Origin of the sequence: Kitasatospora sp. NPDC006697 (assembly GCF_042869935.1) — a bacterium.
Classification (GTDB): domain Bacteria; phylum Actinomycetota; class Actinomycetes; order Streptomycetales; family Streptomycetaceae; genus Kitasatospora.
This window is the reverse complement of the sequence record NZ_JBIAGU010000010.1, coordinates 110,989-124,889: the sequence shown is the minus strand read 5'-3', so window position 1 is coordinate 124,889 and position 13,901 is coordinate 110,989. Positions and strand designations below refer to the sequence as shown.

13 protein-coding genes are annotated in these 13,901 nt (G+C 75.7%); 6 read left to right on the top strand and 7 right to left on the bottom strand.

Translation table 11 applies throughout. The features are described from left to right. Positions 1-32 precede the first annotated feature (32 nt). The gene (locus ACFYNO_RS16225; protein ID WP_388011674.1) at positions 33-965 is read right to left on the bottom strand and encodes a nucleotidyl transferase AbiEii/AbiGii toxin family protein; all 933 of its coding nucleotides are present in this window, start codon (positions 963-965) and stop codon (positions 33-35) included. Positions 966-1,489: 524 nt separating this feature from the next. On the opposite strand from ACFYNO_RS16225, the gene ACFYNO_RS16220 reads away from it, so the two are divergent. The 5 genes from ACFYNO_RS16220 (at position 1,490) to ACFYNO_RS16200 (ending at position 7,147) form a co-directional block, all read left to right on the top strand. After that, complete coding sequence (locus tag ACFYNO_RS16220; protein ID WP_388011672.1) at positions 1,490-4,240, top strand: AAA family ATPase; 2,751 nt, start codon at positions 1,490-1,492, stop codon at positions 4,238-4,240. Positions 4,241-4,423: 183 nt separating this feature from the next. Further along, positions 4,424-4,999 (top strand): hypothetical protein, encoded by a 576-nt coding sequence (locus tag ACFYNO_RS16215; protein WP_388011670.1) that lies wholly within the window; start codon positions 4,424-4,426, stop codon positions 4,997-4,999. 291 nt (positions 5,000-5,290) lie between these two features. Continuing rightward, positions 5,291-5,815, top strand: coding sequence for a SigE family RNA polymerase sigma factor (locus ACFYNO_RS16210; protein WP_388011668.1), 525 nt, complete (start codon positions 5,291-5,293; stop codon positions 5,813-5,815). A gap of 65 nt (positions 5,816-5,880) precedes the next feature. Then, entirely contained in the window at positions 5,881-6,585 is a 705-nt protein-coding gene (locus ACFYNO_RS16205) for a PASTA domain-containing protein (protein WP_388011666.1), read from the top strand. A 34-nt stretch (positions 6,586-6,619) separates the two neighbouring features. Further along, entirely contained in the window at positions 6,620-7,147 is a 528-nt protein-coding gene (locus ACFYNO_RS16200) for a GNAT family N-acetyltransferase (RefSeq protein ID WP_388011664.1), read from the top strand. A gap of 4 nt (positions 7,148-7,151) precedes the next feature. Here ACFYNO_RS16200 and ACFYNO_RS16195 read toward each other — a convergent pair whose 3' ends face one another. Beyond that, complete coding sequence (locus tag ACFYNO_RS16195; RefSeq protein WP_388011662.1) at positions 7,152-7,634, bottom strand: carboxymuconolactone decarboxylase family protein; 483 nt, start codon at positions 7,632-7,634, stop codon at positions 7,152-7,154. Positions 7,635-7,804: 170 nt separating this feature from the next. Between ACFYNO_RS16195 and ACFYNO_RS16190 the strand changes: the two genes are divergently transcribed. Next, the gene (locus ACFYNO_RS16190; protein WP_388011660.1) at positions 7,805-8,698 is read left to right on the top strand and encodes an RNA polymerase sigma-70 factor; all 894 of its coding nucleotides are present in this window, start codon (positions 7,805-7,807) and stop codon (positions 8,696-8,698) included. A gap of 7 nt (positions 8,699-8,705) precedes the next feature. On the opposite strand, the gene ACFYNO_RS16185 is transcribed toward ACFYNO_RS16190, so the two are convergent. Genes ACFYNO_RS16185 through ACFYNO_RS16165 form a run of 5 tightly spaced genes read right to left on the bottom strand, consistent with a single transcriptional unit; the run spans position 8,706 to position 13,824 of the window. Continuing rightward, the gene (locus ACFYNO_RS16185) at positions 8,706-9,710 is read right to left on the bottom strand and encodes a hypothetical protein (RefSeq protein ID WP_388011658.1); all 1,005 of its coding nucleotides are present in this window, start codon (positions 9,708-9,710) and stop codon (positions 8,706-8,708) included. Next, positions 9,707-10,057, bottom strand: a complete 351-nt coding sequence (locus ACFYNO_RS16180) for a PadR family transcriptional regulator (protein ID WP_388011656.1) — start codon at positions 10,055-10,057, stop codon at positions 9,707-9,709. Before ACFYNO_RS16180 ends, ACFYNO_RS16185 begins: the two co-directional genes overlap by 4 nt. A 55-nt stretch (positions 10,058-10,112) precedes the next feature. Then, complete coding sequence (locus ACFYNO_RS16175) at positions 10,113-10,928, bottom strand: phosphate ABC transporter ATP-binding protein (protein WP_388011654.1); 816 nt, start codon at positions 10,926-10,928, stop codon at positions 10,113-10,115. A gap of 41 nt (positions 10,929-10,969) precedes the next feature. After that, the gene (locus ACFYNO_RS16170) at positions 10,970-11,908 is read right to left on the bottom strand and encodes a sortase domain-bontaining protein (RefSeq protein ID WP_388011652.1); all 939 of its coding nucleotides are present in this window, start codon (positions 11,906-11,908) and stop codon (positions 10,970-10,972) included. Next, a complete protein-coding gene (locus tag ACFYNO_RS16165; RefSeq protein WP_388011650.1) occupies positions 11,905-13,824 on the bottom strand; it encodes a WxL protein peptidoglycan domain-containing protein in 1,920 nt (639 codons plus the stop codon). Before ACFYNO_RS16165 ends, ACFYNO_RS16170 begins: the two co-directional genes overlap by 4 nt. Between the last annotated feature and the right edge of the window lie 77 nt (positions 13,825-13,901).

Below are 13,901 nucleotides of genomic sequence, written 5' to 3'. Positions count from 1 at the left end.
CAGGCTCCCTCACCCGCCATCCTCGGCCCCGGTCACAGCACCGGCTCCAGCGCCCGCCCCAGACGTGCCAGCCACTCCTCGGCCGTGCCCCGGAGCCATGGGTGCCGCGCGCGGAACTCCTCCCAGTCCACCGACCACAGCGCCACCTCGTCCAACCGCATCACCTCCGCGCCCACCGCATGGCCCGGCTCCCCGCGGAGCACCCTGCGCAGCAGCCGCGGAGAGAGCTTCGTGGCGGCCGCCTCCGCGAGGAGCACGGCGTCGTAGAGGTCCTTGGCCTGCGCCCGGCCCTCCGCGGCGCAGTCGGCGCGCAGCCACAACAGCTTCCAGGCGAGCGACAGTTCACGGCTCGCGGTGCGCACGACGTTCGGCCCGGCACCGTCTCCGCGCGGTATCGCCGTCCAGACGGGAGGCGTCGGAAGCCGCTCGTCGCGGGCGAAGTCCAGCAGTACGCCGCCGGGCGGCAGGCCTTCCGCCCGCCAGGGGATGGTCAGACGGATGCCCGGGGTGTCGTACTCCGTATAGGTCCAGGTGCCGTCGTCCTTGGCGGCATCCGCATCGAGCACCAGCCCCGGCGCGGCCACCGGCCGCTGACGCACCAGGTCGAGCAGGGCCTCATGGGGCGGGCTGAGCTCCTGCTCCGCTTCGGTGAGCCAGTGCAGGCCTTCGGGCGGCACGACCGGCCGGAAACCTCCGGTGTCGAACTCCTCGAACTCCCAGATCTCGTACCGGCCGGCGCCGTCTGCCGCCTCCGGCCACTGCTGCACGACCGCCACGTCCTCCACGTACGGGTACGGGTGCTCTGGGTCGACCGGGACCAGGACGGACCGCGGGACGATCCAGTCGAGGTCCGCCGGCTCCCTCGCCTCGGCCCCCACCCAGGCCGGCATCACCATGCTCCCGCGCAGCACCAGGTCATCGCCCAGCGGGGAACCGGCGACGAGGGCCAGCAGGTGATCGAGCACGGCCCGATGCGCGATGCGCCGCTGTTCGGCCTGCTCCGGGTGGATCACCGGGTGGCCGTCGTCTCGTCGGTCCAGCCGTGGTCGCGCTGGACGGTCCTCGTGCGCACCTTGGCATTACACCAAACCCCTCATCACCACGTGCCAGGAGGAAGGCTCCCGGGGCCCGTCATCAGTGGTACATCCGGGCCGCCCGTTCCGGGTCGGAGGCGACGTTCGCCACGAAGAGCCCGAAGTCGAGGTGCTCGGCGCACCCGAGAAGTCCCGAAGGCCAGGAATCGCAGCCCTCCCCACGAAGTGCCCCCGCAGGCACCACCCAACGCCCACCACCGCCACTCCCCGCACCGAACGTCAGGCACTCCACCGTCCAACAGGCCCAGCAATTCACAGGATTACTCCCACCCGCCACTCCCGTGCGCTGACGCCGCCCCAGTTCCCGCGTCGATTGTGGCGCCTGCACTCCTGGCCCAAGCTGATGACATGTCCGCCACGAGATGGCGGTCCGGTGGAGCGGCGGAGGAGCCGACATGTCGAGTCCGGTCACGGCGTGGCCCCTGGTCGGGCGGGATCGTGAACTGCGCGGCCTGCTGGCGGTGGTGGGCGGTGAGGCCGGTGCGCCGCGGGCGGCGGTGCTGGAGGGGGCGCCCGGGACCGGGAAGAGCCGGCTGCTCGATGAACTGCTCGCGCGATGCCGGGCCGCCGGTCGCCCGGTCGAGCTCGCGCGCGCGGTGCCGGGCGACCAGGAGCTGCCGGGCGGACTTCTGTTGGCGATCCAATGGCCCTCCCCGGTATGCGAATTGGTGGAGAAGTACGTCGCCGACCTGGCGGCCGCCGAGGCCGACCCGGTGCACCGCCACCGCTGGCACCGCCGGCTCTGCGAGGCGCTGGCCGAGGCCGCCGGTGGCGGGCCGTACGCGCTGCTGCTCGACGACCTGCAGTGGGCGGACCGCGAGTCGCTGCTGCTCCTCGACCACCTGGCCGCCGCCCGGCCCACGGCCCGGCTCGCCGTGGTGCTGGCCCACCGCAGCGGCGGCAGACCCGCGGAGCTGGCCCGCAGCCTCACCGACCCGGGCACCCTGCGCGTCGCCCTCCACCCGCTGACGCCCGCCGAGGCGGCCGAGCTGCTGCCGGACTGCCCGCCGGCCCACCGCCGGCTGCTGCTCCGCACCAGCGCCGGCAATCCGCGCGACCTGCGCGTCCTCGCCGCCCTGCCTCCGGACGCCGCACAGCAGTTGGCGGAAGCCACAGCCGGCCCGGCGGACCCGGAGCTGGCCGCCGAGGTGGCGAGCCTCGCCGAGCCCGCCCGGCTCGTCCTGCGGGCCGCCGCCGCGGCCGGCGCGCAGTACGACCTCCCGCTGGTCGCCGCGGTGGCCGAACTGCCGGTCACCGTCGTCGGCGCCGCCGTGGACGACCTGGTGGCGCACGGCTGCGTCGAGGGCGCGGCCGGCCGCTACCGGTTCAGCCGCCCGCTGCTCGCCGCCACCGCCTACCGGCTGGCCGGGCCGGCCTGGCGGACCGCGGCGCACCGGCGGGCCGCCGACCACCTGCGGCGGATCGGGGCACCGCCGCCGCTCTGGGCGGCGCAGGCCGAGCACCTGGCCTACGCCGCGGGACGGGAGGACCTGGCGCGGCTGGTCGGGGTCGCCCAGCTCGCCCTGCACGACGCCCCGGCGGACAGCGCCCGCTGGCTGGCCACCGTGCTGCGGGTGCTTCCGGCCGAGGACCGCGGCACCCCGGCCGCCCTGCTCGGGCAGGCGCTCACCCTCACCGGCCGGCTCGACGAGGCCGCCGGAGTGCTGGCGCCGCTGCCCGCCCAGCCCGGCCCGCACCGGGCCGAGGCGGTGTTGGCGGCGGCCCTGGTGGAGCGGCTGCGCGGGCGGACCGATCGCGCCCACCACCTGCTGGCCGGCCTCACGACCGGGCAACAGCCACGCCCGGAGGACCGGGGACACCACTGGACCGCCCAGCTGCGGCTCGCCCGGATCGACCTGATGAACGGTCACCCGGACCGGTCCCTGACCCGGCTCGCCGCGCGGACCGAGGAACCGCCCGGCACCGACCGCACCGGCGACGGGGCCCGGCAACTGCTCCTCCGGCACACCGTCACCGCCCTCGCCCTGGTCGGCCAGGGCCAGGTGGCGGCCGCCCGCCGCGCCCTCGACCAGGCGGAGCCGCTGGTCGACGCCGCCCCCGACCGGTCCCTGCTCCAACTGCTCGGCGACCTGCCCGACCTCGGCTGGGCCGGGCTGCTGCTGGAACGGCGGCACCGGACCGCCGGCCGGATCGACCGGGCCATCGCGGTCGCCGAGCAGCACGGGCACCGCTACGTCCTCCCGCACCTGCACACCGTCCGGGCGGCGCTGCTGCTGACCACCGGCCCGCTCGACCGGGCCGTGGCCGCCGCCGACGCCGCGCTGCTGCTGGGCGGCGAGCTGGGCACCGCCGAGACGCTGGGCCTGGCCGCCGCGCTGCGGCTGCGCGCCGTGCTGTGGAGCGAGGGGCCGGCCTCGGCCGCCGCGGCGCTGGAGCTTTCGCACCGTCTGCCCGAGCCGCCGATGGCGGGCTGGCGGACGGTGGTCCGGCAGGCCCGGCTGGAGGCGGCGATCGCCTGCGGCGAGCCGGTGAGCGCCGAGCGGGCCGTCCAGCTGCTCGGCCTGGACGACGGCCGGCGCGGGCGCGATCCGCTGCCGGCCCACGGGCACGACCTCGTCGCGGCGCTCTACGCGGCGCAGGGGGACCCGGAGATGGTGGCGCGCCACGCGGAGCAGGCCGCGCGGGCCGGTGCGCTGCCCGCGGCCCGCGCGGTGGCGACGCTGACCGCGGCCCGGTCCTGGCGGGCCCGCGGCGACCTCGTGCGGGCGGCGGCCCGGGCCCGCCGCGCGGCGAGCAGGCTGACGGCCTCCGGCCTGCTGGTACGGGCCGGGCTGGCGCACCGGATGGCCGCGGAGATCGCCGAGGAGCTCGGCGACCAGGACGGCCACCGCAGCGCCGACCGCGCCGCCCGGGAGCTGTTCCACCGGGTCGGGGCGCACGCCCTCACGGCCGGTCCGGCCGCCGGCCCCGCCACCGGCCGGACCGGCGCCGACCCGCGGCTGTCCGGGCGGGAGAGCGCGGTGGCCGACCTGGTCGTGCAGGGCCTGACGAACCGTGCGATCGCCGAGCGGCTGTACCTCAGCGTGCGCACGGTCGAGTCCCACCTCACCAGCCTCTACCGCAAGCTGGGGATCCACTCGCGCGCCGCCGTGGCCCGGGCGATGGACACCGCCGTCAGCGGCTGAGCCCGGACCGGCCCCCGCGCATCGTGGGCTCCCGCAGCAGTGGACCGCGGTGTCCGCCGGGCAGGACTGCGGATACTCACGATCCCGCGCAACCACGGCCGGTCGCTAGCGTGCCTGACGCCCGGCGACCCCGCCCCGGCCGGCGAGCCGAGCCCCTGATCGGCCCCCAATCACGGAGATCCGATGACCAAGCGATTGACCACCACCCTCGCCGCGCTCGGCCTGGCCCTCGGCCTGGCCGGCCTCGGCTCGGCGCAGGCCCAGGCCGCCCCGAGCCGGCCCAACACGACCGGCCCGAACATGCTGAGCGCGGGCTCCTTCGAGGGGAGCATCGCCGGCTGGCAGAAGCTCGTCCCCGCGGGCGGGATCGTCAACTGGGCCAACTACAACACGCTGGCCGGCGCCCCCGCCCCGGCCCACGACGGCACCGGGTACCTGGCCACCAACACCAACGTCGGCGGCGGCTCGGTCTACCAGGACGTGCAGGTCAACGCCCCCGCCGGCACCTGGTACGAGGCCTCGGTCTTCCTCTCCTCGCAGAGCGGCTCCGCGAGCGGCACCTTCTGTCTCTGGAGCCTGGGCGCCACCAACACCAACACCTGCAGCGCCTACAGCGTCGACTCCTCGACCGGCTACCAGGGGTACGCCATCTACTTCCAGATGCCCCAGCCGACCAGCACACTGCGCTTCCAGATCTACCCGACGGCGAACGGCGGGACGACCGACATCGACACCGCGAGCCTGAACCTGATCTACTGATCCACCGTCCGGGGCGGGCCGCCCCCCCGCCGCCGGGGGCGGGGGGCCCCCCCGGGGGGGGGCCCCCCCCCCACCCCCCCCCCCCGGCCCGCCCCCCCCCCCCCCCCCGCGGGGGGGGGGGCGGGGCCCGGCCGCCCCCCCCCCCCCCCCCCGCCCCGGGCCCCCCCCCCCCCCCCCCCCCCCCCCCCCCCCGCCCCGCTGTCGTGTGACCCGCACCACAACCGCTCCCCCCGTGCAGCAGATCCGCCCCCGCCGCCGTCTTGAGGGCAGCAACGACAGCAAGGGGGACGCATGGTGAGCAGGGAGCGGGCCGACCCGCCCGACTTCGCCGAGTTCGTCCATCAGCGGTCCGCCGCGCTGTTCCGCACGGCATACGTGCTGACGGGCCATCGGCAGGTGGCCGAGGACCTGGTGCAGGAGGCCTTGGAGAAGGCCTGCCGGCGCTGGCGGCGGGTGGCGGCGGCCGAGTCGCCGGAGGCGTACGTCCGCCGGATCCTGGTCAACCTGGCCAACGACCGGTGGCGGCGGATCGGCCGGTCGGTCGAGCGGGTCGGCCAGGCCGACCTGGCCGGGCGGGCCGCGCCGGGCGATCCGTACCGGGTGGTCGAGCTGCGCAGCGAGCTGGTCCAGGCGCTGCACACGCTGCCGATCGGCATGCGCACCGTCGTCGTCCTGCACTACCTGCACGACATGGACCCGCTGGAGATCGCCGCCACGCTGGGCATCTCGGCGAGTTCGGTGCGCTCCCAACTCGCCCGGGGCGTGGCCAAGCTGCGCGGCTCGGCAACACTCCAGACGCAGTTCGAAGGTGCGTGATGACGATGCCCCAGGCCGGCTCCGGCACACCCGAACCCCGCTTCCGGAAGGAACTGACGCACGCCATGGAAGAGTTCTCGAACCACGCCCAACCGCCCGTCTTCGACGCCCCCGCGATGGAGGCCGGCGTCCGCCGCCGGCGCCGGCGGCTGGTGGAGGCGGGCACGGTGCTCGCGGTGCTGGTGGTCTGCGCGGGCACGGCGGTCACGCTGCAGTCCGCCTCGGGCGGCACCCCGGCGCAGGCCGACCCGGGAGCGGCCGCCCTCCCCGCCGTCACCTCGGCGCGCCCGAGCGCGAGCGCGAGCCCGACCGCGAGCCCGAGCGCGAGCGCGAGCCCGACCGCGAGCCCGAGCGCGAGCCCGACCGCCGACCCGGTCCCGAACGCCAGCGGGAGCGCGAGCAGCGGGAAGCCCGGCGACTCGTGCGTCCCGGGCTCGATCCGCCCGAGCAGCCCCCCGGCCTCCGCCCCCGGCCCGCTCCCGACCGGCAGCCCCGTGCCCACCGGCGCCGGCGCCAGTGCCTCCTCGCCCTCCCCCACCGGCACCTTCACCCCACAGCCGCAGGCCAGCTCCATCGTCCCGAACGTGATCGGCCAGACCGAGGAGAGCGCCGAGCGCACGCTCGCCGCCGCGGGCTTCAAGTTCGCGCTGACCGGCCCCGCCTGCCCGCACCTCCCCTCCGACACCGTCACCGCGCAGCAGCCCGCGGCCGGCGCAGTGGTGGTCACCGGGTTCCCCGTCCTCCTCGCCGTCAGCCCCGAAAAGCACTGACGCCCCCGCGCCTCCCGGGTGTAGACAGGACCGCATGATCATTCGAACCGGCGGTCCCGAGGACGTCCCCGCCGTCCTCGCCATGTTCGACGCCACGGTGGCCTGGCTGGCCGACCAGGGCCGCACCGGGCAGTGGGGCGACCAGCCCTGGTCGACCAGTCCGGCCCGGGTCGCCCATGTGAACGGTTACGCGACCGAGCACCTGATGCGCCTGGCCGAGGACGAGCAGGGCACGCTGCTCGGCGTCTGCGTGCTCTCCGAGCAGGTGCCCGAGCACATCCCGCCCGCCGATGCGCCCCACCTCTTCATCCGGCTGCTCGGCACGGCACGCACCCACAAGAACACCGGCATCGGTGCCGCGCTGGTCGCCGACGCCCGCGCCGAGACCGTTCGGCGCGGGCTCGGCCTGCTCCGGGTGGACTGCTACGGCGGCGACGACCGCCGGCTGGTCGCCGCCTACCGCGCCCTGGGCTTCACCGAGACCGAGCCCTTCGAGGTGGAGCGGGCGGACCTGCCGCCGTGGCCCGGCCAGGTGCTGGAGATCCGGCTCGACAACGCCTAACCGGTCAGTCGAGCGCGGCGAACATCCCCGGCTGGTACGAGCCGCCCTCGTTGTGCAGGATCACGCTCATCCGGTTGGCCGCGTTGATCAGGGCGACGACGCAGACCAGCGCGCCGACCTGGTCGTCGTCGTAGTGCTTGCGCACCTCGGCCCAGGTCTCCTCGCTGACGCCCTGAGCGGCGTCGGCCAGCCGGGTGCCCTCCTCGGCGAGGGCCAGCGCGGCCCGCTCGGCCTCGGTGAAGACGGTGGTGTGGCGCCAGGCGGCGACCAGGCTGAGCCGCAGCGCCGTCTCGCCGTCGGCGGCGGCCTCCTTGGCGTGGATGTCCACGCAGAAGCCGCAGCCGTTGAGCTGGCTGGCGCGCAGCTCCACCAGGTGCCGGGTGGTCATGGGCAGCGCGGACTCCTGGAGCGCCAGCGAGGCGTTGTAGAACCGCTTGGCGACCTTGGCGGCGGTCGGGCTGTCGAACAGGTTGAAACGGGGGCTCATGGTGTCGTCCTCACTCGTGGACTGGGCAACCGGACGAACACCAGATGCCGCCACCCGGCCGCCCGTGACAGCCCGGTGGTGTGACCCGCGCCACCCTGCGGAGGTGTCACGGCAGCACGGGACCCGGCGTCTCGTGTGCGGAACGAGCAACGACGGACCAGGAGTCGGCCATGAGCGAGCGCACCACGGACAGCACCGCCCTCGACGCGTTCACCGCGCACCGCAACCTGCTCTTCACCGTCGCCTACCAGTTGCTCGGCTCAGCCGCCGACGCGGAGGACGTGCTCCAGGAGACCTGGCTGCGCTGGTCGGGCGTCGACCAGGGCATCGTCCGCGACCAGCGCGCCTACCTGGTCCGGATCACCACCCGCCAGGCGCTGAGCCAGCTGCGCGCGCTCGGCCGCCGCAAGGAGTCCTACGTGGGCCCCTGGCTGCCCGAGCCGCTGCTGACCTCGCCCGACGTGGCCGAGCACGTCGAGCTGGCCGACAGCGTCTCGATGGCGATGCTGCTGGTGCTCGAAACCCTCACCCCGACCGAGCGGGCCGTCTTCGTGCTGCGCGAGGTGTTCGCCCTGGACTACGAGGAGATCGCCGCGGCCGTCGACCGCAAGCCCGTGACGGTCCGTCAGATCGCGCACCGCGCCCGGGTCCACGTCGCCGATCGGCGCCCCCGGGGCACCGTCTCGGCCGCCGAGCGGCAGGGCGCCATCACCGCGTTCCAACGGGCCGTGGAGACCGGCGACTTGCAGGAGCTGTTCGACCTGCTCGCCCCGGACGTGGTGCTGCTCGGCGACGGCGGCGGGCTGCGGCCGACGGTGGGGCAGCCGCTGGTCGGCGCCGAGCAGGTGACCCGCACGCTGGCCGCCGGCCTGCCCGCGCTGCTCGGCCGGGCGACGGTCCACCCGGTGCAGGTCAACGGCGGTCCGGCGCTGGCCGTCCGGGTGGGCGACCAGCTCGACCTGATCACGATGCGGATCGACGAAGGCCTGATCACCGGGCTGTACGTCGTGCGCAACCCGGAGAAGCTGACCCGGATCGCGCACGAGAACGCACTCACACTCTGACGCTCCGTCAGCTCGCCATCGGCGGGCGGCGGTCGTGCAACCTCGGCAGCCAGTGCCAGAACGCCGCCGCGAGCGACAGGGCCACGACGATCAGGGCGACCGCCGTGAGGTGCCCGCCGAGCCGCCAGACGTGACCGACGCCCAGGAGGAAGGCGAGCACGGCGATCGGGGCGCCCGCCAGCGCCCCGGCGGTCGGACCGAACCGGCCCTTCAGTGCCGCCGGTACCGCCAGGACGACCAGCGCCAGCTCCACCCCCGCGAGAGCCACCGCCAGAAGTTGGCTGTCCGTGGCGTAGTTCAGCCTCGACACCGGGCCCACGCCCAGCGCGGTGCCGAGCAGGAAGCCGCCGGTCAGCAGCCCCGCCAGGGCGGCCGATACGCGCCGGAGCGTCCACCGCCCGAGCAGGTCGCGCGGCGCGGCCAGCAGGACCAGCACCCACAGCGCCGCCGGCCCGTAGCGCAGCAGGATGTCATGGGTCAGCTGCCACACCCACATCGAGGACCACGGCTGGGAGCTCTGCGATTCCACGCCGAGCTCACCGAAGAACACCAGCACCATGCCCAGCAGTGCGGACAGCCGCGCCGCACCCCACCACCGGAACCCGGCCGCCACGGCGGCCAGCAGCAGCACCACCAGCCCCGCCTGCCCGGCCAGGAAGTCGTTCGAGGGGTTGGTGTACTCCGCCGACAGGACCTGCCCCAGGATCCCCTCCCGCAGGCTCTCCGCCATGTCCCCCACCCGCGGGGCCAGTCCGCCGCCCACCGCCGCGCCCAGCGCGAACGGCGCTACCACGGCCGCGAGTTGGGCGGGCAGCCGGGCGGAGCCGAGCCCCAGCCGCAGCCGCACCCCGTGCCCGGCCAGGTCGACCAGCTCACGGGCGGTGGCCCAGGGGCCGGCGCCCTCCGTGGCGTCGGCGAACACCGCCTCCAACTCGTCGCCCCGCTCCCAGCGGTAGGCCGCCGGGTGGAGCCCCACCGCGGTCCGCAGCCCGAACCAGACCGCCCCGTTCACGAGGCGAACCCGGGACGCGGCCGCGGGCTCCGCGCGGCGAGCCGCCGCTCGGCCTCCGCGGCGACCGAGCGCAGCCGCGCCGCCTCGGTGGCCAGCACCTCGCGCCCGCCCTCGCTGAGCGCGTAGGTGCGGCGGGCCCGCCCGTCCACCACCTCGTCGCTCTCCACCCTGACCAGCCCCTGTGCGAGCAGCCGGTCCAGTGCCCCGTAGAGCGTCCCCGTGCGCAACTTCACCCGTCCCCCCGAGATCGCGGCGACCTCCTGGATCAACGCGTACCCGTGCCGGGGCGCGTCGGCCAGCGCCGTGAGCACCAGCAGCGTGGGCTCCTGCATCGAACGATCAGCCATGGGACTACATATACCGGTGAACAGCATATGCAGTCCAGAGGCGGCTGACGCGGGATCAGCCGAAGCGGCCGTTCACGTAGTCGGCGGTGCGCGGGTCGGCGGGGCTGCCGAACATCGCGGCCGTCGGCCCGTGCTCCACGATCGCGCCCGGCGTGCCCTGCTCGGCCAGGAAGAACGCGCAGTCGTCCGAGACCCGGGCCGCCTGCTGCATGTTGTGGGTGACGATCACGATGGTCACCTCCTGCGCGAGCTCCCGGATGGTCTGCTCGATCCGCCGGGTGGAGGTCGGATCCAGCGCCGAGCAGGGCTCGTCCATCAGCAGCACCCGCGGCCGGATCGCCAGCGACCGGGCGATGCAGAGGCGCTGCTGCTGGCCGCCGGAGAGCGCGCCGCCGGGCTGGCGCAGCCGGTCGGCCACCTCGCGCCACAGGCCCGCCTTGGTCAGGCACTCCTCGACCAGCCGGTCCTTCTCGGCCCGGCCGGCCTTGGTGCCGGTGAGCTTGAGCCCGGCCAGCACGTTGTCGTAGATGGACATCGCCGGGAACGGGTTCGGCTTCTGGAACACCATGCCGATGTCGCGGCGGGCGTCGGTGAGCCGCCGGGCCGGGTCGTAGACGTCGGCGCCGTCCAGCAGCACCTCACCGGCCAGCGAGGCGCCCGGGATCAGCTCGTGCATCCGGTTCAGGGTGCGCAGGAAGGTCGACTTGCCGCAGCCGGACGGGCCGATCAGCGCCGTGACCTGCCCGGCCGGCATGGTCAGCGACACCTGCTCCAGCACCTTGCGGTCGCCGAACCAGGCGGAGACGGCGCGCGCCTCGAGCGTGCCGGCCCGGGTGGGCACGGGGGCGGACTGGGCTGCCACGGTCGTCATACGGGTCCTCTTCGGTGGTGCGGACGGTGGTGCGGGCGAGGTCAGATCAGGTTCGGCAGCAGGCGGGCGACCTGGTCGGCGACCGCCAGGCCGAGCGCGGCCAGCACGGGCACCCCGACCGCCCAGCTCTGCGCCCGCCCCCAGCGGCTGCGCAGCAGGGCGTGGCCGACCACCGCGAGCAGCAAGGCCTCGCCCCAGAGCACCAGCGGCACCCAGGCGCCCGCGTCGGTGCCCATCGAGCGCTCGGCGGCGGGCAGGGCGGCGTAGCCCAGCGGGCGCGGGTCGGAGTCCTGCACGTCGGTGACCAGGTCGGCGTCCACCAGCAGGGTGCCGGTCGGCTCGAAGGCCTGGCCGTCGCCGGTGATCAGCAGCAGCCGGCCGGCGCCGGCGGCGGGCGCGTCCGGCACCGGGTCGCCGGCCCGGCGGACGTCCAGCACCCGGAAGCTGTGGCGGCCCTGACCGGTCGTCACGGTGAAGGTCTCGCTGGCCCGCAGCTGGCCGATCGCGCCGAACGGACCGCCGAAGCCGGCCTGGCGGCCCATCAGCACGGAGGTGCCGGCCTGGCCCGGCATCGGCGAGTCGCGCCGGTGGCCGGGGCCGGAGGCGAGCACCCCGCCGCTGGTGCCCTCGCGGATCACCTCGCGCAGGCCCAGCTGCGGGATCTCCAGCAGGGCGACGGGCGTGCCGAGGGCGACCGGCTTGCCGTCGTTGTCGCGCTGGCCGATCGGGGTGGTGCCCTTGGCCAGGGTCTCGCGCAGCTCGGCGTAGCCGGTGGCGTTGTCGCGCAGGTGCTGCACGGCGCCGACCGGGCCGAGATCGAGCAGCAGGCCGAGCAGCAGGGTGGCCAGGATGGTCAGCCCGGCGGCGAACAGCTGCGCGGTGCCGAGCCGGTGGCCGTCCGACGGCGGGGTCGCGGCGGGCTGCCACGGCGCGGGGACCACCGGCGCGGCGACCGGTTCGGGTGCGGTGGTCGGGCTCATGCCCCGGCCCCGTTCGCCCGGGCACGGCGGCGGAGCAGCCGGGGCAGGCCGATCCAGCCGAGCAGGGCGGCGCCCAGGCCCATCGCCACCCAGGCCGCCACCGGGGTGCCGGGCGCGGGGCGGGCGGCGGCCGCGGGGGCGGTCCGGTTCACCGGCGGGTCGGCGGGCGCCGGGTCGGTGTCGGCGGCGTGGATCACGCCCGCCGGCGCGACGGCCGCGGCCTGCCAGGTGGTCGGCGTGGCGAAGGTCAGCACCCCGGAGAAGTCCCGTACCGAGGTCGGGCTGAGCCGTCCGTGGCAGCTGGCGGTCACCGTGTAGTCGCCGTGCAGCACGGCCACGCCCTGGCCGGTGGCGGCGGTGCGCAGGGTGTTGGTGAGCGGCAGCACGTAGCCGCCGTTGGCGGCCACCCGGTAGACGGCGGCGGGCGTGTTGCCGTTGAGCACGGAGCCTTCGGCGGGGAAGCCGGGGCCGGCGATCCGGACCGTCAGGTAGTCGGCCGCCGGGTTCGGGCAGCGGCCGGAGCTGAGCATGTCGATCGGGTCGTCATCGTGGCCGGTCGGATAGTCGAAGGCGAGCGTGCCGGGGCCGGTGACCGGACCGGGGACGGCGGAGGCGGAGTCCGCGGCGCCGGGCACGGCCGTGGGTGTCGGCGTGTCGGCGAGCGCTCGCGGCGCCCCCGCCAGGCCGGCCCCGGCCAGCGCGAGCAGCAGGAGCAGCGCTGCGCCCCCGGTAGCTGCGGCGGCCCCGGACCCGGAGGTGGCGGACCCGGACCGGGATGCGGTGGCGGGCACCGGCACGGCCACGCCGACCGGCTCCACCGCGGCGGCATCCGCTTCGGCAGCGGTCGTCGAGGGCCCGCCGCCCGTCTCCGGCCCGCCCGCCGCCGGCGGACCGGGCGGCGTCGCGGGCGGCGCCGGCCGCCGCCGGCGCCGTCGGACGAACTCCCCCAGCGCGCCCAGCACCACCAGCACGCCCAGCAGCGCCCACGGGATGCTGGCGAACCGGTGCTTGTCGGTGCTGCTGGAGAGCTTCGGGTCCTTGTCACCGGCCACCGCCAGCGGGTCCACGGTGATCCCGGCGGTCGACCAGAGCGTCGGGTAGGCACCCGAGACGTCCAGTTGGTAGCGGACGACGTTGCCGGGCAGCAGCTCCTTCAGGTCCGGGCTGCCGGGCGCGGTGGCGGGCATGCCGAACGCGTTGGTCACCCGGACCGCCTGCCTGCCGCCGAGCCGCACGTTCCCGGTGTTGGCGACGACGTAGCTGATCGTGGTGTGCCCGGAGTCCAGCGGGTCGGCGCTCGGGTGGTAGACCGTGCGCACGTCCTCCACCCGCAGCTCGGCCTTGAGGTCGCCGGCCACCCGGAGGTTGACCCGGGCGCCGACCCGCTGGTCAACCGTCACGGTGTTGCCCTTGGCGTCCTTGGTGTCCACCCGCAGCGCCACCACGATGCCGGCCGCGTGGTCGCCCGGCGAGGCGTCCGCGGGCACGGCCAGGGTGAACGGGACGACCTGCTGGGTGTGGCCGGGCAGGGTCAGGTGGTCGGTCCCGGTCTTCAGCCAACTGCCCGCCTGGGTCGACGGCTTGCCAGCGGCGAGCACGTCGTAGCCGCCGTTGTCGGTGTTGAAGGCGTCGGCCGCGTAGAGCTGCAGGGTGAGCGGCTGGTCGCTGTAGTTGCCGATCGCGACCTGGTCCTTGAGGATCGCGCCGGGCGTGGCGGAGTAGCTGAAGGCACCGCGGGTGTCCGGCTTGCCGTCGGTCGCGGGCTGGATGCCGAAGGTCTGCGCCTGCGCCGCACCGGGCTGCTGGGCGGGGGCGGGGTCGTCCGCACGGGCCGCGCCCGTGCCGGGGCCGAAGAGGAGCAGACCGGCCGTCAGGACCGGCAGCAGTCGGTGGGTCAGGGTACGGACTCGCGGCATCGCGGCACATCCTCGGACGGGCGTACGGGGTGAGGGCGTACGGAGGGGTGGCCCGACGGGGCGCCGGCCGGCGCCCC